16 protein-coding genes and 1 pseudogene are annotated in these 20,965 nt (G+C 67.0%); 8 read left to right on the forward strand and 9 right to left on the reverse strand.

Annotated elements, in window-relative coordinates; genetic code table 11:
* Positions 1 to 131: 131 nt before the first annotated feature.
* Entirely contained in the window at positions 132 to 1,223 is a 1,092-nt protein-coding gene (locus tag ABZ883_RS41450) for a DUF916 domain-containing protein (RefSeq protein WP_360916951.1), read from the forward strand.
* Between the two features lie 361 nt (positions 1,224 to 1,584).
* The gene (locus ABZ883_RS41455; RefSeq protein WP_360916954.1) at positions 1,585 to 1,881 is read left to right on the forward strand and encodes a hypothetical protein; all 297 of its coding nucleotides are present in this window, start codon (positions 1,585 to 1,587) and stop codon (positions 1,879 to 1,881) included.
* A 788-nt stretch (positions 1,882 to 2,669) separates the two neighbouring features.
* Here the strand turns inward: ABZ883_RS41455 and ABZ883_RS41460 are convergent.
* Positions 2,670 to 3,113: an SsgA family sporulation/cell division regulator gene (locus ABZ883_RS41460; RefSeq protein WP_360916957.1), complete on the reverse strand. Its 444-nt coding sequence runs from the start codon at positions 3,111 to 3,113 to the stop codon at positions 2,670 to 2,672.
* Between the two features lie 515 nt (positions 3,114 to 3,628).
* Here ABZ883_RS41460 and ABZ883_RS41465 point away from each other — a divergent pair.
* The gene (locus ABZ883_RS41465) at positions 3,629 to 4,096 is read left to right on the forward strand and encodes a peptidoglycan-binding protein (RefSeq protein WP_360916960.1); all 468 of its coding nucleotides are present in this window, start codon (positions 3,629 to 3,631) and stop codon (positions 4,094 to 4,096) included.
* 290 nt (positions 4,097 to 4,386) lie between these two features.
* On the opposite strand, the gene ABZ883_RS41470 is transcribed toward ABZ883_RS41465, so the two are convergent.
* On the reverse strand, positions 4,387 to 5,166 hold the full coding sequence (locus ABZ883_RS41470; RefSeq protein WP_360916963.1) for a hypothetical protein: 780 nt from the start codon (positions 5,164 to 5,166) through the stop codon (positions 4,387 to 4,389).
* 707 nt (positions 5,167 to 5,873) lie between these two features.
* Between ABZ883_RS41470 and ABZ883_RS41475 the strand changes: the two genes are divergently transcribed.
* Positions 5,874 to 6,416, forward strand: coding sequence for a hypothetical protein (locus ABZ883_RS41475; RefSeq protein WP_360916966.1), 543 nt, complete (start codon positions 5,874 to 5,876; stop codon positions 6,414 to 6,416).
* A gap of 866 nt (positions 6,417 to 7,282) precedes the next feature.
* On the opposite strand, the gene ABZ883_RS41480 is transcribed toward ABZ883_RS41475, so the two are convergent.
* The 3 genes and pseudogenes from ABZ883_RS41480 to ABZ883_RS41490 form a co-directional block, all read right to left on the reverse strand.
* The gene (locus ABZ883_RS41480; protein ID WP_360916969.1) at positions 7,283 to 10,987 is read right to left on the reverse strand and encodes a S8 family serine peptidase; all 3,705 of its coding nucleotides are present in this window, start codon (positions 10,985 to 10,987) and stop codon (positions 7,283 to 7,285) included.
* Positions 10,988 to 11,448: 461 nt separating this feature from the next.
* Positions 11,449 to 12,214 (reverse strand): annotated as a pseudogene (locus ABZ883_RS41485) (transposase family protein).
* Positions 12,215 to 13,076: 862 nt separating this feature from the next.
* Positions 13,077 to 13,643: a TetR/AcrR family transcriptional regulator gene (locus ABZ883_RS41490; RefSeq protein ID WP_360916972.1), complete on the reverse strand. Its 567-nt coding sequence runs from the start codon at positions 13,641 to 13,643 to the stop codon at positions 13,077 to 13,079.
* A gap of 95 nt (positions 13,644 to 13,738) precedes the next feature.
* On the opposite strand from ABZ883_RS41490, the gene ABZ883_RS41495 reads away from it, so the two are divergent.
* Positions 13,739 to 14,125, forward strand: coding sequence for a nuclear transport factor 2 family protein (locus ABZ883_RS41495; RefSeq protein WP_360916975.1), 387 nt, complete (start codon positions 13,739 to 13,741; stop codon positions 14,123 to 14,125).
* Positions 14,126 to 14,415: 290 nt separating this feature from the next.
* Here the strand turns inward: ABZ883_RS41495 and ABZ883_RS41500 are convergent, their stop codons facing one another.
* From ABZ883_RS41500 to ABZ883_RS41515, 4 genes are all read right to left on the reverse strand, one after another.
* Positions 14,416 to 15,480: an SPFH domain-containing protein gene (locus ABZ883_RS41500; RefSeq protein ID WP_360916978.1), complete on the reverse strand. Its 1,065-nt coding sequence runs from the start codon at positions 15,478 to 15,480 to the stop codon at positions 14,416 to 14,418.
* A 3-nt stretch (positions 15,481 to 15,483) separates the two neighbouring features.
* Positions 15,484 to 15,915: an NfeD family protein gene (locus ABZ883_RS41505; RefSeq protein WP_360916981.1), complete on the reverse strand. Its 432-nt coding sequence runs from the start codon at positions 15,913 to 15,915 to the stop codon at positions 15,484 to 15,486.
* A 121-nt stretch (positions 15,916 to 16,036) separates the two neighbouring features.
* Entirely contained in the window at positions 16,037 to 16,696 is a 660-nt protein-coding gene (locus tag ABZ883_RS41510) for a response regulator transcription factor (protein WP_360916984.1), read from the reverse strand.
* A 2-nt stretch (positions 16,697 to 16,698) separates the two neighbouring features.
* Positions 16,699 to 17,646: a histidine kinase gene (locus ABZ883_RS41515; protein ID WP_360916987.1), complete on the reverse strand. Its 948-nt coding sequence runs from the start codon at positions 17,644 to 17,646 to the stop codon at positions 16,699 to 16,701.
* A gap of 280 nt (positions 17,647 to 17,926) precedes the next feature.
* Here ABZ883_RS41515 and ABZ883_RS41520 point away from each other — a divergent pair, with 280 nt between their 5' ends.
* The 3 genes from ABZ883_RS41520 (at position 17,927) to ABZ883_RS41530 (ending at position 20,352) form a co-directional block, all read left to right on the forward strand.
* On the forward strand, positions 17,927 to 18,211 hold the full coding sequence (locus ABZ883_RS41520; protein ID WP_360916990.1) for a DUF3040 domain-containing protein: 285 nt from the start codon (positions 17,927 to 17,929) through the stop codon (positions 18,209 to 18,211).
* 243 nt (positions 18,212 to 18,454) lie between these two features.
* On the forward strand, positions 18,455 to 19,726 hold the full coding sequence (locus ABZ883_RS41525; protein WP_360916993.1) for a cation:proton antiporter: 1,272 nt from the start codon (positions 18,455 to 18,457) through the stop codon (positions 19,724 to 19,726).
* On the forward strand, positions 19,723 to 20,352 hold the full coding sequence (locus ABZ883_RS41530; protein ID WP_360916996.1) for a transposase: 630 nt from the start codon (positions 19,723 to 19,725) through the stop codon (positions 20,350 to 20,352). Before ABZ883_RS41525 ends, ABZ883_RS41530 begins: the two co-directional genes overlap by 4 nt.
* Positions 20,353 to 20,965 lie beyond the last annotated feature (613 nt).

Genomic DNA, 20,965 nt, shown 5'->3' on the forward strand with positions numbered 1-20,965 from the left:
CAGCTGACCCCCAACCCCCACCACACCCCGGCACGGCCCCAGACCAACGGGCCGTGCCGGGCCCGCACACCACCACATGCCACCGGGCCACCCCGCACCGCAAACCGGCTACACGACGACGGAGAAGACCCATGACCAGGAGATCCGCGACAGGCATCTCGCCACGCCACTTGCTCGTCGCCATGGTGGTGGCACTCGTCACGGTGTTGTCGATATCGGCGAACGCCGTGGCCGCAACCCACGCCCGCCCGCCGGAAGACCATCAGATCTCCTGGGGCGCGGCCCCCGCCGACACCTCCGCCGGCAAGGGCCGCAGCCGGTTCATCTACACCCTCGCGCCCGGCTCCCGAGTGACCGACGCCCTGGCCGTGGTGAACCGCAGCGGTGCCACCATCATGCTCAGGGTCTACGCCAGCGACGCCTTCACCACCCCCAGCGGCGGCATCGACCTGCTGACCGCGGACAAGAAGCCCAGGGACGTCGGCTCGTGGATCACCATGAAGTCCACCACCCTCACGCTGAAAAGCCAGCAGTCCGCGGTGGTGCCCTTCACGCTCACCGTTCCGGCGGACGCGACACCGGGCGACCACTCCGGGGGCATGGTGACCTCACTGATCACCAAGACCCAGGGCAAGACCGTCCGGCTTGACCGCCGCCTGGGCTCTCGTCTCTACCTGCGCGTCACCGGACCCCTCAAGCCCGCCCTCTCGGTGAGCGACATGCACGCCGTCCACTACGGCACCCTGAACCCCGTCGGCAGCGGCAGCCTGCACGTCACCTACACCGTCACGAACACTGGCAACGTGCGGCTGAAGGCGCATCAGCTGATCCGAGCCGAGGGGCTCTTCGGGCTGATCGGCCAAGGAGCCGCCCTTGCCGACCTACCGGAGATCCTGCCCGGCAACTCGCTGGACCGCGCCGTGACCATCAACGGCGTCTGGCCCAGCGTCCGCCTCGAGACCGACGTCATTCTGCAACCAGTCGCATCGGACGACCAGCCCGCGCTACAGGCCGATCAGACCATCGCGTCCCAGTCACTGTGGGCATGGCCCTGGGGGCAGCTGATCGCCCTCGCCGTCGTCATCGCAGCCGCGTACGGATACGTACTGCTGCGCAAACGACGCAAGCACAACGTCCAGCGAGCAATCGACGACGCCGTCGCCAAGGCACTGAAGACATCCAAGACCACACCGGACCGCCCGGCGAGCTCACCAAGCCCATGACCTGGGATGCGGTACGAGCGGCACGCCCCGTGCGGGCCGATGCGATCAGATCGGCCGGTAGCAGGAGAGGCCTCAACGGCTGAAAGGTGTCCGCTTCGTCTGGACCGAGAACTCCGGCCGGCACACACGTCGTCTCGCCGTACCTGCGGTCGCCGGTGATCCGGCAGCCGCACCGACGCTCCGGGCAGGCGCGTGTACGCGTCAATGGGCCGCCTACAGTCGAAGTAACGGGCAACCCGGCTGATGAACGCCCTTGAGCATGGCGGGCCCGCACGCGTGACCGTCTCGCCGCCCCGATCGCTCATCCGACAGCCGCGCAGCGCCCTGACATCCCCCCAACCGACAACGGAGCCATACGACGATGACCTGGCAGTGGATCGGTCTGACGGTCTTCTCCCTCACCGTGCTCCCCGCAGGAACAGCCATGGCCGCCAACTGGGTACCGGGACGGCTGCGCAGCCGATTGACACCGGTCCGCCTCCGCGGCTGGGCATTCCTGGCCGTCTACGCGCCCGCTGCCCTCAACGCGATTCCCCGCCTGGCCGGGGTCACCCCGGAGGTCATTCTGGCCGGCGTGTTCGCCGGTGGAGTGCTGGCAGTGGGCGGATGCGTGCTGATTGCAGTCGCCGCACGTCGAACTGCGGATGCCGCGCGGTGAGGGCGAAGCCGCGCTGGTGGCCGTCGGCCTTGTCGGTCATCGCCTGGTGGATGGCGGTCACCCTCACCCAGTGGCTGCTGGGCAACGCGCTCGACCAGCCCGCGTACATCGCCGGGTGCGCCGCCTCTGCCGCACTTCTGACCGGGCTAGGCGAGGCCTGCAACTGGCTGCGGCGCCAATGGAAAAGAGTCGCAGGGCGTCGGGTGGCGGTGAGTTCGTGTTCGGTGGACGCGGGGCCCTCTCTATCCGGAGGGAGAGGGGCCCCGCGCCGTCACTCCACTACTTATCTTTTTTTGGCGGCCCCGTGACCAGGGACAGTCTGTGTGAGCGGGGCCGTTCTTTCAGGATGCGCCTGCGGGGGGCCGGAAGCCATGCCGGGGCGCACCCCGTGCCCCCTTGTCCGCCGCGGCGGCCCTGCACGTCCGTGAGTGGCTGCCTCTTTGACCGGGCGACCCTGCGGGCGCGTTTCTCCTGGACCCCCTTGGCCGGGGCCGAAAAGGCCGCGGACATGGGGGCGGTCCGCAGGCTGCTCCTTCTACGGCCGCTCTGTCCGGGGCGGCCCCTGGTTGCGCAGTGGAAGGGACTGGGGTGACGGCTGCCACACTACGCCGTGTCGGAGAGCGGTGGGCTTGCCCGCGTTGGGCAAGCCGCCCCGGGCTCCTGCGGAGGGCGCTTGGGGTGCTCCTTTGGGCACCACTTGGGTGCCCCGCAGCAGGGTCGGAGGCTTGGAGGCGACCGGGCGGCTCGTTGACCCGGCGTTGCCGGGAACCGGGGTGTCCTGGGGCCGTTCATGTATGGCGTTCGTCTGGGTTTTGGTCGCTGCTGCCGGTGTCTTTCAGCAGGGAGTCCAGGACCTGCTGCAAGGTCGGCCGGAGGAATGTACTTTCGCTGCCGGGTGGGACCAGTTGCACCGTGAGTCCCAGCCAGGCCGCAACTGCGGCGGTGGGTGCTTCCATCAGTACGGTCCCGCCCGCAGCGGACAGCCACAGCATTACCACGCCGAGTCCGGCCCTTCTGGCCGGCCAGATGCGGACGTCGCCGCTGCCGGACGGCCGGAACAGGCCGTCCAGGAGCAGGTCGCGGGCGAAGAACCAGTACACCGGTTTCTCGGAGTCGATGTGGAAGGCGATGTGCACGGCGCAGGGGGAAGCGACCCGGTAGATCAGCCGGGTCATCACCGGGACCCTGTCCTGTGGTGACAGCACCAGGCGCATCATCAGCTCCCGCTCCACGACAGTGTCCTTCATCCCGCTCCCAATCTCACAATCCGTAGCGGACCGGATACGGTCCGCAGGAAGTAAGGGTGGCTGATGCGTCATCCATTACGCACCTTCACAGGCTCTACAGAAAGGTTTCGTCCCGAGCGCTGCCGTCACCATTGAGTACCCGAGGGTGCGGTGACGTGGCGCCGGCAGTGCATGTCATGGTCGATTCCGGTGTTGAGCGGTTGCTCTCCGTGGCGTTGACTCTCCGGGTTCCGGCCAACTACCCGCCGCTTTTGGGGCGGTTGTGTGCTTCTGATGTGCCGGGGAAGGGCGGGCATGTGAACGTTCTGGTGCACGGCAGCGGATGGAAGGGGGCTCCCGCTGTTGCGTCGGGTCCGGGAAGCGGGCCGGCATACCTCGGGGCCCCGTGGCAGCGATGCGAAGTAGCGCGAAACGCACGGGGTGCCACCAGCAGGATTCACCGACTGGGTCGTGCGACGTGGTGGTGCCGGGTCTTTGTCCGCCTTCTAAGGGAGAGACGCATGCGAAAGAACGTTCTGGCACGGTCGCTGGTCAGTGTCACGGCCGTGGCAGGGATCGCCGCCGGGAGCTTGGCGGGTGCGAGCACAAGCTTTGCGGCATCCGGTTCGGCCTCGACGCAGTCGGCGACGACGGCCGTGGTGACGCCGTTCGCGGTGGTGAACCTCGGCCTGAACGCCACGCAGGCCAAGGGCGTCCAGCGATGGCTGAAGGCGAACTGGGGCTACACCGGCGGCATCGACGGCGAGCTGGGCCCGGAGAGCTGGAAGGCCTTCCAGCGCCACCTCAAGGCCTATCACGGGTATACCGGCGCCATCGACGGAGTCGTCGGCGGTGGCACGGTCTCGGCGCTGCAGCGCTTCTTACGGGACAACGGCTGGGGCTACACCGGCGCCATCGACGGCCAAGCCGGTTCGGGGACCCAGGCCGCGTTCAAGACGTTCGCCAACTGGTGCGTGGCCAACGCCTGACCCACTGGCAAGCCTCACCCGACAGGGGATCCCCGGGCCGATGTCGGTCCGGGGATCCCCTGCTGTGTGATCTACAGGATCCTGTTCAACGACGAACTGCGGCAGGCGTTACGCTCACACGCCCCGGCAGGCCGCCTCGTGTCAGTAGCTCGAGCGGATCTGGGTCCCACGGGTCAGCAAGCCGTTTACGTCCCGTGCAGGGACCGGGGTGTTCGTCCGTTGCGCAGGTTCGGTACCCATAGCCAGGGGAGAGGTGGTGGGCTGGGATGGCGCCAGCCCGGCCTGCCTGCTTATCCGAAGAGTTGGAGGCGGGTTTTGACGCCGTCGGCTTCGAAGTCGTAGATGTTGCGGTTGATGCGGAGGCCGTCGATGGCGCCGGTCCACATGTTGTCGCGGCCCTTGCCGACGGCGACGGTGAGGATGGTCGGCGGTGCGATGCTGCCCGTGAAGGATGCCTTGAGCTGTGCGAAGGTGCAGGGGGTGGCCTGGGTGCAGGAGGTCTCGTTGCCGGTGAGGAACCAGGTGCCGCTTGTGGTGGCGTCGAGGTATGGGCTCCAGCGGTCCACCACCGGGGACGCGGGTGGGGTCCACACCATGGTGGAGTAGTTGTCGCCGGTGGTCATGTTCGGGTCGATCTCGAACCTGATGTTGGGCATGTTGGTCGGGCCGCCGTAGCCGATGTTCTCGCTGGTCTGGAAGACGTGGAAGCCGACCTTGGTCAGGCCCAGTACGGGGTCGCCGTAGAAGTCGCGCTCGTTGCCGAAGTCGACCTTCTCGCTGGGGGGAGTCAGCGTGGTGGAGTTGTTCGCGACCTCGATGCCCAGGCTGCCGGTGCCGTAGGGCGGCCGCGAGGCGGGCCCTGTCACACCGAACGAGCCGACCGGCCCGTTCCGCAGTATGGCGACGGGGGAGCCGATCGTGTTCCGGGTGATCACGCCCCAGTTGTCGGCGAAGATGTTTTTTTCGTCTGCGAGAGCAGCCGTCGATCCCGGGACTATCGACGCCGCTATCGCGGCCAGGGCTATGACCGCGAGCGCCTTGCCTCGGCGCACGCCAAATCGAGCGTTCACGCGTATTCCTTTCAGGGGTGGAGGCCAGCCACGGGCCTCTGGAAAATGCCAGGTGCATAGCACTCCGACGGACACGCAAAGTCACCGTATATGACATGCAGTGATGGCGCCTGCTGGGAACGGGGGCCGGTCAGGGCAGTACGGCTGCTGCGCCGGGTCGGTGCCGCCTGGGGTCTCGCGACGCGTTCCGCACGTCTCAACGACCGCTACTGCGGGGCATCCCCCAGCGGTGGTCAGACAACGCCCGAATAGTACGGGCCCCGGCTGTCGGCCGGGGCCCGTACTGGAGGGGGGTGTGCGTCTCGTGTAGTTCAACGATCGGCCGCAGCCGGTGTTACGCCCACACCGCGAACCTGCGCGGTCACAGCACTGGGTTCAGATGACAGGGAGGCTGACATTTGGTGGGAGGCGCGTGGACGAGCGGGGATGCAAGGTGGGTGTTGGGTAGCGGGAGCGGACCGCCCGGGCTCGAGTGGACCTGACGCAGGATCTTCTGGCCGGCAAGGCGGGGCCGACTCGGGGATTGATCAGGAACATCGGGCGCCCGGGCACCTCCGCCTTACCGGCTGGCGGTGCCCGCGCTGCACTTGATGGCGGGGCTGGAGGCCTCCGGGACGTTGGGAAGCGTTGAGGCTGCTTCAGGAAACGCACGGCGTGTCCACATCAAGTTCACGTGGCCATCTCTTCCGCCTCGCATCCTCCTGATCATGAAATTGCTGAAGACCCTCAGAGTGACCCTGCCCCTGGCGCTCGCCGCCTTCACGCTCGCAGTGACCGGCTCGCTGTCCACGGCGTCTGCCACGACCTACTGGTCGTTCAGGAACGGCCACATGGACGCATGCCTTGTCACATCACCCTCCACCGACAGCGTCTGGTGGGACACCTGCAACGACTCGCTCGCAACCCGCAACTACTACTACGGCCAGGAAGCCTACGACGCTGACGGGCACACAATGCGCCGCCTGGTGAGCAGGGCCAACGGCGACTGTCTCACCACGGCGCTTGGGTCCAACACCAACGCCGTGTGGATGGCCCTCTGCGGAAGCGACCCCAACCAGTTCTGGACGAACGACGGCAACTACCTTTCCTCTGATTGGCTCGAAGTTCCCCCGCCCGGTGGCGGCGGCCTGAAGACTCACTTTGTGTACCTGCGCACCTCGGACAACGGCAAGAACGTCTACACCACCCCCGACATCGGACAGCCGGGCATCGACATTGCTCAGTGGAAGTGGTACGGCGCGCACAGCTGACGCTGACCGCTCCACGACGCGACGAGGGGGCCCGCCCGGGCTCGGTGGCGGGCCCTTCCCCCTGTCCCACACGCTGTCCGACGCGGTGCACCCCGAGCTTGCCGGGGCTCGCGCACGCCGAACGGCCCTCAGTCCGGCACGCGGTAGGCCAAGGCGTCGGCGGCCGTGGCTAGCGTCGCCCGATGGCCATGGGAGGCGTGCCCGCATGGGCGGGATCGTGATGGCCCTGGGGCGTCAGCTCCCAGGTCGCCTCCTTCCATGCGGTGACGGCCTGCTCGTCCCGCTCGGTGACCCGCCGTCCAGGACCTACAGGATGAGAGGTCTTCACAAAGACATCTCACGGAGCGCGGCCACCGGTCACGCATGATCGCGAATACGTGCGCGGATGGCACGAGCCGGTCGACCAAAAGGGCGAGTCCCTCACCGAACAGCGTCAGCGCGATCCACACGCGCAGGAGGCTTCTCACGGCAACGAACGTTAGTACGGCTCCACGGTCAGGCTCACTTAACTACCCGGCCTTGGATCAAGGCCCGCGCGAGTACAGGCAGCGGTGGTCCTCGGCGCCATCCGCCTCAGAGCCGCCTGCGGCGAGCGTACCGGCAGCGACCGTGTCAACCTCGTCGCGGGATGACACACAGAAGCGAAAGAGTACCAGCGTATGCGTGGTGGGGGGGACCGCACTCCCTACGACCTCACCGTGCGGATCCGCACCCGGGCGCTCGGGGTGACTGGCCTACCCCTTCAAGTAGGCGTCGGCCGGGGACTCGTGGAACCGCGAGTTCCCGGCCGTGGCCGGTCGTCTCATGGAATAAACCGGGCGGGGCCGCTGGTTGCGGTCCCGCCCGGTGGTTGTTCTGCCGGGGTGTCAGCGCAGGCCGAAGGCCCGGACGATTGTCTGCGAGACGGTGTTCCCGGCGTTGTCCCGGGCGGTGACGCGGAGCGTGGCGAAGTTCGCGGGCTTCGGTGCACTCAGGTTCGTCCGCCAGCCGTTACCGCTGCGGTCCAGGTCGGCCCGGTGCCAGGTTTTCCCGTCGTCGTAGGAGACCTCGAGTGAGGGCTTCCCGATGGCGGCGGTCGTGCCGGGCAGGTGCGAGGCGGTGACCGTCAGCTTGGCGTGGCGGTCGGCCCGGCCGGTCCTGTCGGTGTCGACTTCGTAGTCGAGCTGGATCAGCGGCAGGGACACGGCCGACTCGCTACCGGTGGCCGCGGAGGTGAAGTTCCACTCGGTCAGCGTGTGCGTGGAGTACGGGTGGGTCCATTCCGCGCGGTCGTTGTCGACGACCAGCCGGTAGGGCAGGCGCTCGGGGGCGAGCCCGGTGACCGGCAGGTACTCGGAGTTGCCCCAGTTGAGCTGCTGGTCGCCCTGGTAGAGCGACATCCAGTCCTTGACCTTGAAGTTGGCGTAGGCCTCGCCGACGTGGCCCGAGCCCGAGTCACCCCAGCCCGGCGCCGGGATGTAGACCCCGTCGAGGTACCGCATCGGCTGGTAGCTCATCGGCCCCATCCGGGGGCGCTGGATCGGCCCGAACCAGCTGACCTTGCCGGTCTTCCGCGCCGGGTAGTGGAGGACGTCGATCGAGTGCTGCCCGGTCTCGCCCGCGATGAAAGCGTCGTCCAGCCAGTCGGTGTCCGCGGTGACCCAGTCGGTCCGCTCACCCTGGGCGGGAGCGGTGAGCTGGTTGCCGACGGCCCAACCCCGCCAGACGTCAGTACGGAACTCCAGAGCCTTGCCCGGCCGGTAGTTGCGGAACGAGACGTCCACCCGGCCCAGGTCCCTGTTCTCCTCACGCCACGTCGGGTCCGCGGGAACGGCGCCGGTCCAGTGGTGCACCATGTCGTAGACGTAGTCGGTGGTGGGATTCGAAGTGACCTTCAGCTTGACCGGGCCGCGCCCGAGCGCCCCGATGAGGTCGGCGCCCTGGTCCGCGTTGAGGGTCGCCACCGTCAGCGGCGCGGGACTCTCCGGGCTCCACGGGGACTCTTCCCAGGGCTGCAGCCGGCCGACGCCGTCGTTGACGACCAGGAGCACCTGGGCGCCCGCGGCCGCCGCCGCCTCGGCCTGCACCTTGATCGCGGCCGGGTCGGCGTCGCGTACCACCACTGCCTTGCCTCCCACGTGCTTCCGCGCGAGTTCGTCTGCCGTGCCCTGGCCAGCGTAGACCGCGGTGAGCGTGCGGGTGCCGGCCGGTAGCGGCTTGGCTCCGCGCTTGACCAGCGGGTCGGCGTAGGTCTTCGTTGCCGTGCCCACGGTCAGAGCCGGCTGCTCCAGGCGGAAGCGGGCACCGAACTCGAACTCGCCGTCGGTGACCTTCTTGCCGGTCGGGAGCGCCCAGATGCTGTCGTAGGTCTCGTTGGGCAGCACGGACGACTCGACCAGGCTGTTGGTGAGGGACCGGTGGACGTCCAGGCGCGGTGCGACGGCGGTTGTCTGCTTCGGGGCGCGTGCCAGGATCTGACGGGTCTTGCGGCCGTCGAGGGTGACCGTGCGGTCCTGGTCCAGGCGCACGTCGTTGAAGGCGAGCAGTGCCATGCCCAGGGAGTGCGGGCCGCCCGCGCCCTGCACGTCGGTGATGAGCCAGCCGCTGTAGGTGGCGACGGGCAGCCTCGCCGTGCCGGTGCCGGACGCGTCGAGATCGACCGTCGTGAAGAGGCCCTCGGCGGTGAGCATAACCCGGCCGGCCAGCGGCTTGCCCGACCGGTCCTTGGCGGTGATGGTCAGCTTCTGTCGCTGGCCCTCCTTGGCGGCACCTATCAGGGTGCGGGCCCGGATGGTTCCGGTGCCGTCCGTGCCGGTGATCATGCCGCTGATGGACTGGTCGAGCGGCAGCCGGTCCAGGTCCGCGGTCAGGGAGACCGAGGCGGTGCCGTGAGCCGGGATGGTGACCTTGTTCTCAGAGAGGGTGAACAGTCCTTCCGGGGCTGCCGAGTCGATCGCCAGGTTCAGGCCGACCGGGGCGTCGCCGGTGTTGGTGTAGGTCACCTTCTGGACGTCGGTCTCTCCCGGCTTCTGGGGCCAGGGGTGGAAACCGGAGAAGGCGCTGACGGTGGCGAAGACCGAGGTATGCACCGCCGCCAGCGCGTCCAGTCGCCCGGCGCCCGCCTCGTACGGGGAGTACTCGGGAGTGGCCTTGGCGCTGCTGACCAGCGCTTCCTTGAGCTGCAGACCGGTCCAGCCCGGGTGGGCGGCGGCCAGCAGCGCGGCAGCGCCGGCGACATGCGGGGTCGCCATCGAGGTGCCGCTCATCGTGGTGTAGTAGCCCGAGCCCCGGTTGTAGTGGGAGCGGGCCGCGAGGATGTCGACACCGGGGGCGGTGATCTCGGGCTTCAGCCCGCCATCGCCGGAACGCGGGCCGGTGCTGGAGAAGTCGGCGAGCTGGTCTTTGGAATCGACGGCGCCAACGGTCAGTGCGGCGTCCGCGGCACCGGGGCTGCCGATGGAGTGCGGGCCGCCGTTACCCGCCGCGATGACGAACAGCGCGCCGGTCTCGCGGCTGAGCCGGTCGACTGCCTGGCTCATGGGATCGGCTTGGTCGCCGTCGCCGCCCAGACTCATGCTGATGATCTTGGCCTGCTGGTCCCGTGCGGCCCATTCCATTCCCGCGATGATCCAGGACTCCTGGCCGCTGCCCTCGCTGTTGAGTACCTTGCCGATGTCCAGGCGGACCCCGGGGGCGACGCCCCGCTCCTTGCCGTCGGAGGCGCTGCCGGTGCCGGCGATCGTCGAGGCGACGTGGGTGCCGTGGCCGACGTAGTCGAGGGTGTCCGGCTCGTCCGGGATGAAGCTGGTGCTGGTGTCGATCTGGCCCTCGAGGTCGGGGTGTTCGGCGTCGACACCGGTGTCGAGGACCGCGACCTTGACGCCCTTGCCAGTATTGCCCTCTGCCCAGACTTTCTGTGCGCCGATCTGAGTGGTCGAGTCGGCCAGGTCGGCCTTCACCTTGCCGTCGAGCCAGACCTTGGCGATCCCGCCCGCGAACGACGGGCTCGCCGACCGAGCTGCCGCACCGGCGCCGCCGGTCAGCGACGACCAGAATGCCGGAGCCTGCTTGCGGTTCTGCGCAAGAGCCGCGCCCTGGATGCTGTCCAGCTGGCGCACGTCGCTCGAGCCCGCCATCTTCAGCTGGGTGCGGGACTTGGCGGCGGCGTCGGTGTAGCTCACGATGAGCGGCAGCCGGGAGGAGCGCGCGTCGTCGTAACCGTCGGCGATCAGCCGTGTCACGTTGAACAACTGCTTGTCGAGCTTCCCGGCGCTGACGAAGGGCAGAGCCGCGTCGGGGTAGACGTACGTGGCACCGTCGATGACGGCGCGGTGGAAACCGGTGGTGTTCCCGTCCGCGCCCTCGAAGGACCGGATGACGGTGCCGTCGGGTGCGGTGCCGATCGTGACCTTGTCGCCGGTGATCAGGGTGACGGTACGAGTGTCGACAGCGGCAGAGGACTTGTGTCCTGCACCGTTGGGCGGCGCTTGACCGACAGAGTCTGAGGACGCCACCGCGGTCGCCGGCATGACACCGAGCGCCAAAGCCGCTGTCACGGCGAGGGCGATCGGCCCGGGTCTGGGAACGGGCATATTGGACATAGGGGAGCTCCGGGATAAGTGTGATAGTGATCTGCGTCGAAGAGGAACTGCGGCATCGGTGGATGCGTCGGGCTGGCTCGGCTTGCGCCAAACCGCAACTAGCCAACGCCCAAGGCGGACGGAGGGGACAGCACGAGCTCAGGCCGCCGGTCTGCCTGATCATTGCCGGTGTCATATATATGACACTGCAGGTCAACGCTGCAATGGCTGCATGCTGTCAACAGGCCCCAATTGATTAGGGTTTTCCCTAGAGTTGCGGATGCCACCAAGGGTGGTGCGGGTGTCAGCTGTTGAGGGCCTGGAAGGTGCTTGAGCTCCGGAGGGGACCGTGACCTCAGTGGAGTTGAGGACTCCGTTGATGCGGAAGGTCACCGCGTAGGTGCTTGGCGCGCCACCCCCCAGGTTTACGTGGATTTGAGTGTGCCCGCTTTGGCATTGAGCTCTTTCCAACCTCATTTTGCGGTGTTGAGGTGCAGGGTGAGGACGGCCTGGACGAGTGCGGTGATGCGGGTGGTGCTGCATCGCAGCTTGCGCAGGAGCCGCCAGGTCTTGAGGGTGGCCATGGCTTGTTCGCCGAGGGCGCGGATCTTCGCGTGGGAGACGTTGACGGCACGCTGACCTGCGGAGAGCTTGTCCCAACGGCCGCGGTAGGGAACGCGAACTGTGCCGCCGGCACCCTGATAGGCCTTGTCGGCTCAACTACGGACGGGGGCCTGGGTGAACGCCTCGATGACGCCGTGAGTGCGGGCCGCCTTGATGTCGTGGACCGAGTCCGGCAGGGCCGGTGAGGCCCACAGCAGGTTTCCGAAGGGATCGGCGATGACCTGTACGTTCATGCCGTGCTTCTTATGTTTCCCCGAGTGGTACGGCCGGTCCGCGGCGATCCGGTCGATGGGCAGGAGCGTCCCGTCGAGGATCACGAACGCCTTGCGTGACGCCGCCCGGGCCGCTGCGGCAAGGTCCGGCGCGCGGGCTGCCAGGAGCTCGACCGCCTCGGCGACGTACCGGTAGACCGTTGCAAGCCCGACGTCAAAGCCTGCCGCGAGCTGGGGCGTAGGTGTGTCCGCAGCGCAAATGCGCCAGCACCAGGAGAGCCTGCCGGTCTGGTGCAAGCCGTCGCCAGTGAGTGCCGCGCTCACGACGCCGGACACTGAGCAGACCGGACAGGTACCGAAGGGTCGAGCTGGACAGATCGATCCCCGATGGGTAGACAAGCACACGAAGCTCCGGGCGGACAGGTTGATCTTGGTCGACAAGCCATCTACCAGGCGCTTCACCTCTTCCCGCAGGCAGCCCACCCCCAACTCACCCGAACGTCAACCAGGTTGGAAAGGGCTCATTGAGCACGTCGGGAGTTCGTTGCTGCTGTCGAACAGCACGGTGGGTGTGCGCTTGCCGTGGTGTAGATGCTGAACCCGGCTGGACCTCTGTGTTGGCGAGCCAGACTTGCGTGTGGTGCTCTCCTCCGCGCGGCGACGCAGGCCTTCGCGCTGTGCTCAACGGCTCCTGAACAGCTTCTGGCCGACTCTCCCCGGCCCTGTATCGTGAGCAGCCATCCGCCACTGACCTTGCGTGCAACGTATCCGGTGAGGTGACCGGCCGCCCGCTCACCCTATGAAGCCGTCGTGTACCTGCACTCATCTTGCGACAGGAAGGCCACCTGCCCGGTTCTCGACCAGGCTGATGCCGCCTTCCGTAACCCGTCTACCATCTGCGTCTTCCAATCCAGGAGCACGATTGCGCCGGGATTTCGACGAGTTGCCGTCCGCCAACGAACTCGCCTCGCCCGCATCGGCGCCGGCTTCCGTGGCATGTGAAGTATTGAATTCTTCGCCCTGTTCGCCGACTCCAGGACCTGCTCAGTCCTGACGTTCATTCCTCACCGGCGGGCACCGCAAGGGCCACCCTATCGACCCGGCAGCCTGGCCGGGCCGAGCGCCGTCCGGTCTTCTTCGAATCCGCGATCACCGCGTCGGGCCGCAGCTGCCGCGTCCATGATCCCGAAGGGGCCGGCATCAGCGGCATGCTCGACTGTGCTCTGTTCATCGGCGCCGGCCTCACCGTTGGCCCCGGCTATCACTCAAGTCTCAGTAGCGGCGGCCTCGGCCGCGCGGCTGCGGGCGTAGGCCTCGTCGGTACCTGGTACCGAAAAGACCACGCGAAAGTACAGGGGTGCAACGATCTGATCGAGGATCTGTTCCAGCGTGGGGGCGGCTTCACCGCGATCGCGCGCAGCATCGAGGATGGGTTCGAAGCGGCTGCTGACCCGCTGTAGGCATTCGCGAAGCCCGGCACGGCGCTCGTCGATGTCCGATGAGACTTCGGCGCGGAAGAAGGCGATCCCGCCGGGCCGTGACAGGTCTGCAAGGGTCCAGACGGCGCAGTTCTCCAGGTCGCGGCGCAGATCGCCGACGGATTCGGGGGCGTCCGTCTCCGCGTTCTGTGTGGCTATGTCCACCAAGAGCGCCGCCAGTGTGCCCCAGCGTCGGTAGATGGTGCTCGGGTTGACGCCTGCGCGTTCGGCTACGGCGGGGATCGTCACCTGGTCGGCGCCGCGTTCCGAGATCAGTTCCGACGCAGCCTGGTGGACGGAGGAGCGGATGCGGGCGCTGCGACCGCCTGGTCGACGTGTCGGGCGTGTGTCCATGCCATCAACAGTAACGCGTAGGCGTTTGCATTAACGGGCGCGCCGACATAGGCTGACGCTAACGCAATAATATATGCTTTAGTGGAGGAGCTGTCATGTCCACCAACACTCCCAGCTACGCCATCGGCAAGCAGTTCCATGCCGCTCTGCTTGCCGGCGACTGGGCCGCGATCCGGTCCCTGCTGCATGACGACGCCACCTGGACACTGCCCGGCGAGAACACGATCTCGGGTACGGCTGTCGGCGCGGACGCCGTTGTCGAACGCGTCCAGAAGATCGCCGGATACGGCCTGAGCTTCGAGCTGCTGAACATCCTGGTCAGCCGCGACAACGTGGCTCTCTCCCTGCACAACACCGCACACAGGGATGACGCGGTGCTGGACGAATACCTTGCCACGGTCATGCAACTGCGCGACGGCAAGGTCGCCAGCATCGAGACGTTCCTGTCCGACGTTCCCGGGATGAACGCCTTTTTCGTGTGACGGCTCGCATCCCGGGTCTGTCTATCGAACGGCCCTGTCTCACATTCGGCCGACTACGGGACAGAGCCGTTCGATAGACAGACCCGGGTTTGATGACTTTTCGGTCGACTGGAGGGTCTGAGAGTGTGGTCGCCCAGTTCGGTGTGGCACCGGGCGAGCAGGCGCCAGGCATAGGCGTCGTCCGGTTCCCCGGTGGGCAGACCGGTCAGTTCGGTGAGTGCGCGGTCGGCGAGGCCGGTTCCGACGAGCAGCCGATCCGCTGCTTGTCTCCGCCGGTGTGCGGGTGGCGTCTACTTACCGGTTTCTCCCGGGTCGCAGCTTGCGGTGGCGCGGGGCGGGAAGGCGTTGGAGGTGACGCCGTCGGCCTTGACCGCGTCCGCAAGGGCCTCGGCGGCGGCTTCTGCGGCCTGCGCCGCGTCGTTGGCGGCCTGGGCAGCCCTGTCGTCTGAGGAGCTTTCACGGGTGGCCGCTGACTTGGGTAGTTCCCGGCTGAAGGCGCGGGACACACCCTGGAGTGCGGAGGTGACCTCGCTGGGGATTACCCAGAATGTGCTGCCCGAACCTTGCGCGAGTTGGGGCAGCATCTGGAGGTATTGGTAGGCGAGCAGTTTGGGGTCGGGGTCGTTGCGGTGCACTGCCTGGAAGACCTCATCAATGGCCCGGGACTGGCCCTCGGCTTGGAGGACGGCAGCGGTACGATTGCCCTCCGCGCGAAGGACAGCAGACTGCTTGTCGCCTTCAGCGGTGAGTATTTGCGACTGGCGTTGTCCTTCGGCCCCGAGAATCGCGGCCCGCTTGTCCCGCTCGGCCCGCATCTGCTTCTCCATCGCGTCCTTGATGGACTGCGGGGGGTCGATGGCCTTGATCTCCACCCGGTTGACTCTTAGCCCCCACTTGCCGGTGGCCTCGTCCAGCACACCTCGGAGCTGGTTGTTGATGGTGTCGCGTGAGGTGAGAGTCCTTTCCAGGTCCATGGATCCAACGACGTTGCGCAAGGTAGTGACGGTGAGCTGCTCGACTGCCTGGAGGAAGTTCGCGATCTCATAGGCGGCTGCTCGTGGGTCGGTGACCTGGAAGTACAGGACGGTGTCGATCTCGACGACCAGATTGTCCTCCGTGATGACCGGTTGCGGTTTGAAGGAGACGACCTGTTCCCGCAGGTCGATCTCCGGATAGACGCGGTCGACGTAGGGGATGACGACGTTGAGGCCGGGTTTCAATGTGCGGTGGTAGCGGCCGAGTCGTTCGACATTGCGAGCGCGTGCTTGGGGCACGATGCGTACCGCCCGCAGCACGGTGAAGACTGCCAAAAGCGCGATGATCAGTGCAGCGATGACGAACACCGAGGATTCCATGGTTCACTCCCGGGGGTAGACAAGTGCGGTGGCGCCGCTGATCTCGATGACATCGACGGTTGTTCCGGGAGGAATCACCATCGTCTCGTCATAGGCGCGGGCCGTCCATTCCTCGCCGCCGATGCGAACCGTGCCGCCCAGGCCTGTTACCTCTGTGACGACATAAGCGGTCTCGCCGACCAGTGCTTCTACTCCGAATCGCTCCACCCCGGGTTGGAGTATGTGGCGCCGGACGATGGGGCGGACGAACAGTACGCTGGCCGTGGCGACGATGGCGAACACCAAGGGTTGGAAGAGCAGCGGAAGCCCGACTGCGGCGAATCCTGCCGTGACCAACGCGGCCCCAGCCAGAATTCCGAGCGCAGCAGTGAGAGTGAAGATCTCCGCCACAGCCAACATGGCTGCGATTATCAACCAGATCAGCCATAGATCCATTGCGTGCCCCTTCCTGACGGGTGCGACTGCACGAATGGCTGGACGGTGCCCCCTTTGATCGTCCTCGAATCACGGCGCCTCACGGCGCAGACCGTTCCGCACCACAAGGCGCGTGCTGGGGCTACGGTTCGATCAAGCCGACGCGAATGGCGTAGCGGGTGAGTTCTAGCCGGTCTTTGAGGCCGAGCTTTTGCAGGAGATTGGCCCGGTGGCGTTCCACGGTCTTGATGCTGATGACGAGGAGGTCGGCGATTTCTTGCGAGGTGTGGCCTTCGGCGACGAGTTTGAGGATTTCCTCTTCGCGGTCGGTGATGGCCTTGGCGGGGATGGTGTCGCCTTCTCGGGCGCGGTCAAGGAAGTTGCGGACGAGGGCGGTGATGGCGCCGGGGTAGAGAAAGGGTTCGCCGCGGACGGCGGCGTGGCAGGCTTCCACGAGGTCGCGGTCGGCGACGGATTTGAGGACGTAGCCGGAGGCTCCGGCAGCCAGGGATTCGAAGAAGTACTGCTCGTTGTCGTACATGGTCAGGATGAGGATGCTGAGGTTCGGTTGTTCGCGGGAGAGTTCGCGGGCTGCTTGGAGGCCGGTCAGGCGGGGCATCGCGATGTCGAGAATTGCCAGGTCCGGGTGGTGGAGGCGCGCCATGGCGATGGCTTCGGCGCCGTCACCGGCTTCGGCGACGACAGTCAGGCCAGGGTTGCTGTCCAGGATGAGGCGGACTCCGCGGCGTACCAGGGCGTGGTCGTCGGCGAGGAGGATGCGTGTCGTGTGCGCCTCGGGCATGTTCAGTGGCTTTCGTGGTGGGTGGGCACGACCAGGCGTACCTCGGTGCCGCCTTCGGTGCGGGTGTCGATGATGAGGTCGGCGCCGATGAGCAGGGCGCGTTCGCGCATGCCGCGGATGCCGGCGCCTTCGGGGGTTTGGCCGAGTCCGTGGCCGTCGTCGCAGATGAGTATTTCCACGCTGTCTGGCGTGTGGTGGAGGGTGAGGTCGACGCGCTTGGCGCCCGCATGGCGGGCAGTGTTGGTGAGGCTTTCCTGGGCAACGCGATAGAGGACGAGTTCGGCGTCGTTGGTCAATGACGGCAGGTCAGTGTCGAGGTGGTGGTGCGCAGTGAGTCCGGAGGTGGTGAACTCGGTGGTCAGGGCTTTGAGCGCGCTGGCCAGACCGAGTTCCTCCAGGACTCCGGGGCGTAGGCGCCGGGCGATGCGGCGGATCTCGTCCAGGCTGGCGCGGGTGGTCTCCTGCACTTGGTGGAATTCCTCCCGCATGGCCGGCGGTGCGTGGTCGGCGAGGCGTTTGAGGTCGAGCAGGACTGCGGTGAGGGTCTGGCCGATCTCGTCGTGGAGTTCTTGGGCGATGCGGTGGCGTTCGGCTTCCTGCGCTGACAGGGCGCGACCTGCGCTGGTGGCGCGTTCGGTCTCCAGGCGGTCGAGCATGGTGTTGAAGGTGGCGATCAGTTCGCCGATCTCACCGTGTCCCCCAGCGGCGGGACGCGTGCCTGGCCTCAGCAGGTCGGTGGTGTTCATGGCCCGCGTGAGGCGTTGCAGGGGAGCGAGTGCCATGCGAAGCAGCACCGCGTTGAACATGAGCATGGCGGCCAGTCCGAGGACGAGAACCGCGGCCTGAGAGGCCAGGACGGGAGTGGAGACCGTGACCGGGCCCAACAGCAGTGCGGTGGCCGCGATCAGCACCACACCGTTGAGCAAGAAGATGCGCCAGAACAGGGGCACCTCGCATCGCCTCCTTCGTGCCCCCTTTCGCTCACTATGACCGCTCTGGCCCGGTGAACCGGTCAGGCACCCGCCCACTTGCCGTGGCGGGACGAGTGCGTCGCACTCACCAGCCTGCACGAAGAGCGAGCTGAGATCCATCGGTGTAGGCACCCATATACGAGGCCGGCTACAGGCCCATCACCAGGAGAAATGGGTGCTGGCACCGATTGCGCCAGTGTCGCGGCGTGGGTGACCGTGAAGTGACGCCGCCCCTGCCGGGTTCTTGAGAGGAGGAGCTATGACCCACTTCGACGACAGTCCGCTGGCGGATCTGGAAGCACAGATGGCGCGCAGCGACCCTCGGTTTGCCCACGGCATGGGCTCGGGGCGGCCGCATAAACCGAGGGAATACCGGCACAGAGGGGCCTGGCTGATGCTGGCCGTCTCGGTTGTCTTGCTGGTCACGGGGCTGTTCCTGCCGCAGGGCCTGCTCATTGCGGCGGGCCTGGTGCTGGCGGGGATCTCCGCGCAGTACTTGGGCCGTCACTCCAGGCACCCGCGGCGTCGGCCTCGCCTGCCCTGAGCTTCTTACCCGGTCAAATACCGGCGACCGTGTCACCAGTGCCTTTCCAACGTCGGCAGATAGCCGACGCCCGACACCGCCGAACAAAGGCCACGATCAACCGGCGTAACGGTCATCCACATCGCGAGGGAGCACGCGAATCCTCCGGATCCGATACGAGGCGCCTGCCCCTCGAGGACTGGTCCGTCGTCGCCCAGCCGCCCCAACGATTGAGCCTACTGCGCTCTGCGAAAGTGGTGACCCGTGGGACATGCCGACACCCTGCTCGCGATGGGTGGTGCCTTTCTGGGCGCCGCTTTCCTCGCCCGCCTCGGCCGGCGATTCGGGCTCCCCACTATCCCGCTGTTCATACTCGCGGGCATCCTGCTGGGCCCCCACACCCCTGGCCTCGTCCTCGTCGAGGACGCCAAGGATCTGGAGATGCTCTCAGCACTCGGGCTGGTACTCCTGCTGTTCTACCTGGGGCTGGAATTCCATCTGGACGACCTCAAAAGCGGCGGCAGGCGGCTTCTGGCGACGGGCGGGATCTATCTGCTGCTGAACGTCGGAGCCGGCCTCGGGTTCGGCTTCGCCCTGGGGTGGGGCGCGCGGGAGGCCCTGGTGCTGGCAGGCGTCCTGGGTATCTCCTCGTCCGCGATCGTCACCAAGATCCTCATCGATCTGGGGCGCATCGGCCGCCCGGAGACACGCCTGATTCTGGGCGTCATCGTCGTCGAGGACCTCTTCCTCGCGTTGTACTTGGCCGCGCTGCAACCGGTTCTCAGCGGAGCTCAGGGCCTGACGCCCACGATCCTGCAGGCAGCCAAAGCATTCGGATTCCTGCTGATTCTCGCCGTGGCCGCCCGGTACGGCACGCGACTGATCGGGCGACTGATCACAATCCGTGACAATGAACTGCTGGTGATCAGCTTCCTGGGCGTCGTCGTCCTGGTCGCCGGTCTCGCCGAAGTGCTGGGGGTCGCCGACGCCATCGGCGCCTTCATGGTCGGCCTGATCTTCGCAGGCACCCCCTCGGGGCCACGTATCCGTGAACTGGTCCACCCGCTGCGGGACGCGTTCGCCGCAATCTTCTTCTTCGCCTTCGGACTGGCGGTTGACCCAGGCGACCTCATTTCCGTAGCGGCACCAGTTGCCGCCGCCGTCGCACTCACAGTCGTCATGAACGTGGCCGCCGGGTTGTTCGCCGCCCGTCTGAACGGCTACGGCCCGCGTCCTGCCGCAGACATTGCCACCACTCTCCTGGCCCGAGGCGAGTTCGCCCTCATCCTGGCCGCCATGGCCGCCAGCGCAGGACTCGACGGCCGTCTCGCGCCGTTCATCGCCGGTTACGTCCTCGTGCTCGCCGTCCTCGGCCCCATCGTGGCCGGACGCTCTCACTGGCTCATCGGTGCCCTGACAACCACACGTGCTGCCTTGCCTGTACGCAGGCTCCGCGCCGTGGCAACGGATGCGTCATCCAACGGCGAGGAGGCATCGACCGGGCGTGCATCGGAAGCAGACCTTGATGCGAAATGAGCTTGATTCGTGACGCGTGGAGACCTGACGAACGACCAGCGGGCTGGACTGGGGCCGCTGTTGCCGACAGGCAACAAGGCTGGTCGGCGGTATGGGCCCGGCGGCAGTTGACCGACGACATACGGTTCCGGGTCTGCACCGGCATCCCGCAGCGGGACGTGCCCGAGCAGTACGGGCCATGGGAGCGGGTATACGACCCGTTCCGCCGCCGGCAGCGGGACGGCACCTGGCAGCGGATCTTCACCGAGCTCCAAGCCCCGGCGAATGCGAAGGATCTTGAGCATCTGGGACCCAACGTCGATTCCACCGTCCGCCGGGCCCACCACCAGCACGCCGCAATGGTGGAGCTGCCGCCACATCCAGCCGAGGTGACTGATGCCAGCTACTGCGGTGGCAATGCCAGATCCTACCGCCTTGCGGCTTGGCGGCCCGTCCAGCGTCGGCGCAGCCAGTTACCGATTTCCCCGATTGCGGTGAGAAGAGCGGCGGACGCGATGCACTGTGTGAGGGACGCGGGTTGGCCGACTGCCTTGGCCAACGACCAAAGCGCCAGTGCGAGGAGTAGCCACCAGATGGCAACGGACCAGACCTGGCGCACCGAACGTGGCTTGTCCCTCATAGCGTAGAAATCCTTACTCGGCGGGTGGCAGGGGTCACGAACGTGTATCCGGCCACGCCGAGGACTGTTCTGGTGGTGGTGGTCACAGTGATCGCAAGCGAAGCACCGGTCGGACGCGATGCTGAAAGCTGCGAGGGAGTAGAGGCCGGCAGGCCCCAGCCGCGTGGGCACACCGGAGACGTCCGGGGAGGCTGATCCAATTCCAGGTCATGACGTCAAACCTCCGTCGCGCTAGGGCTGGGCAGTCCAGGCGAGGTTGCTCTCCGACGAGTCCGATGGCCAGTGCGGCGGATGCCCGGGCAGCCAACAAGGCGCTGAACCGCCCAGCTAGAGGAGGGAGCAGGCTTCTCGGCAGCCGGAGGGAAGGCACCGAGGAACGGGGGAACCGTAGGGCCGAAGACATCGCAGCGAGTTCCTCAGGGGCATGGCGACAACAGGGACATGGGATCCAGGACGCCGACCGGACTTCCCGGCACACCCCGCGCTCCTTGACGCGTTCTTTGCACTCTAGCGGTACTGCCAGCAGTGGTGCGAACGACCCCAGCAGCGGCCAGAGGGGCCCCCTGCACGTGGCCGTCCGCTCCGCTCGGTGGCATCACGCCGCAGCCAGGTCGAACCGA

The sequence above is a fragment of the Streptomyces sp. NPDC046977 genome (assembly GCF_040644455.1).
In the GTDB taxonomy this organism is placed as follows: domain Bacteria; phylum Actinomycetota; class Actinomycetes; order Streptomycetales; family Streptomycetaceae; genus Actinacidiphila.

Excerpts from the sequence above, each read along its gene's own strand:
- ABZ883_RS41450 (WP_360916951.1), top strand. The coding sequence starts at position 132 with ATGACCAGGAGATCCGCGACAGGCATCTCGCCACGCCACTTGCTCGTC.
- ABZ883_RS41455 (WP_360916954.1), top strand. The coding sequence starts at position 1,585 with ATGACCTGGCAGTGGATCGGTCTGACGGTCTTCTCCCTCACCGTGCTC.
- ABZ883_RS41465 (WP_360916960.1), top strand. The coding sequence starts at position 3,629 with ATGCGAAAGAACGTTCTGGCACGGTCGCTGGTCAGTGTCACGGCCGTG.
- ABZ883_RS41475 (WP_360916966.1), top strand. The coding sequence starts at position 5,874 with ATGAAATTGCTGAAGACCCTCAGAGTGACCCTGCCCCTGGCGCTCGCC.
- ABZ883_RS41480 (WP_360916969.1), bottom strand. The coding sequence starts at position 10,987 with ATGCCCGTTCCCAGACCCGGGCCGATCGCCCTCGCCGTGACAGCGGCT.
- ABZ883_RS41490 (WP_360916972.1), bottom strand. The coding sequence starts at position 13,643 with ATGGACACACGCCCGACACGTCGACCAGGCGGTCGCAGCGCCCGCATC.
- ABZ883_RS41495 (WP_360916975.1), top strand. The coding sequence starts at position 13,739 with ATGTCCACCAACACTCCCAGCTACGCCATCGGCAAGCAGTTCCATGCC.
- ABZ883_RS41500 (WP_360916978.1), bottom strand. The coding sequence starts at position 15,480 with ATGGAATCCTCGGTGTTCGTCATCGCTGCACTGATCATCGCGCTTTTG.
- ABZ883_RS41505 (WP_360916981.1), bottom strand. The coding sequence starts at position 15,915 with ATGGATCTATGGCTGATCTGGTTGATAATCGCAGCCATGTTGGCTGTG.
- ABZ883_RS41510 (WP_360916984.1), bottom strand. The coding sequence starts at position 16,696 with ATGCCCGAGGCGCACACGACACGCATCCTCCTCGCCGACGACCACGCC.
- ABZ883_RS41520 (WP_360916990.1), top strand. The coding sequence starts at position 17,927 with ATGACCCACTTCGACGACAGTCCGCTGGCGGATCTGGAAGCACAGATG.
- ABZ883_RS41530 (WP_360916996.1), top strand. The coding sequence starts at position 19,723 with ATGAGCTTGATTCGTGACGCGTGGAGACCTGACGAACGACCAGCGGGC.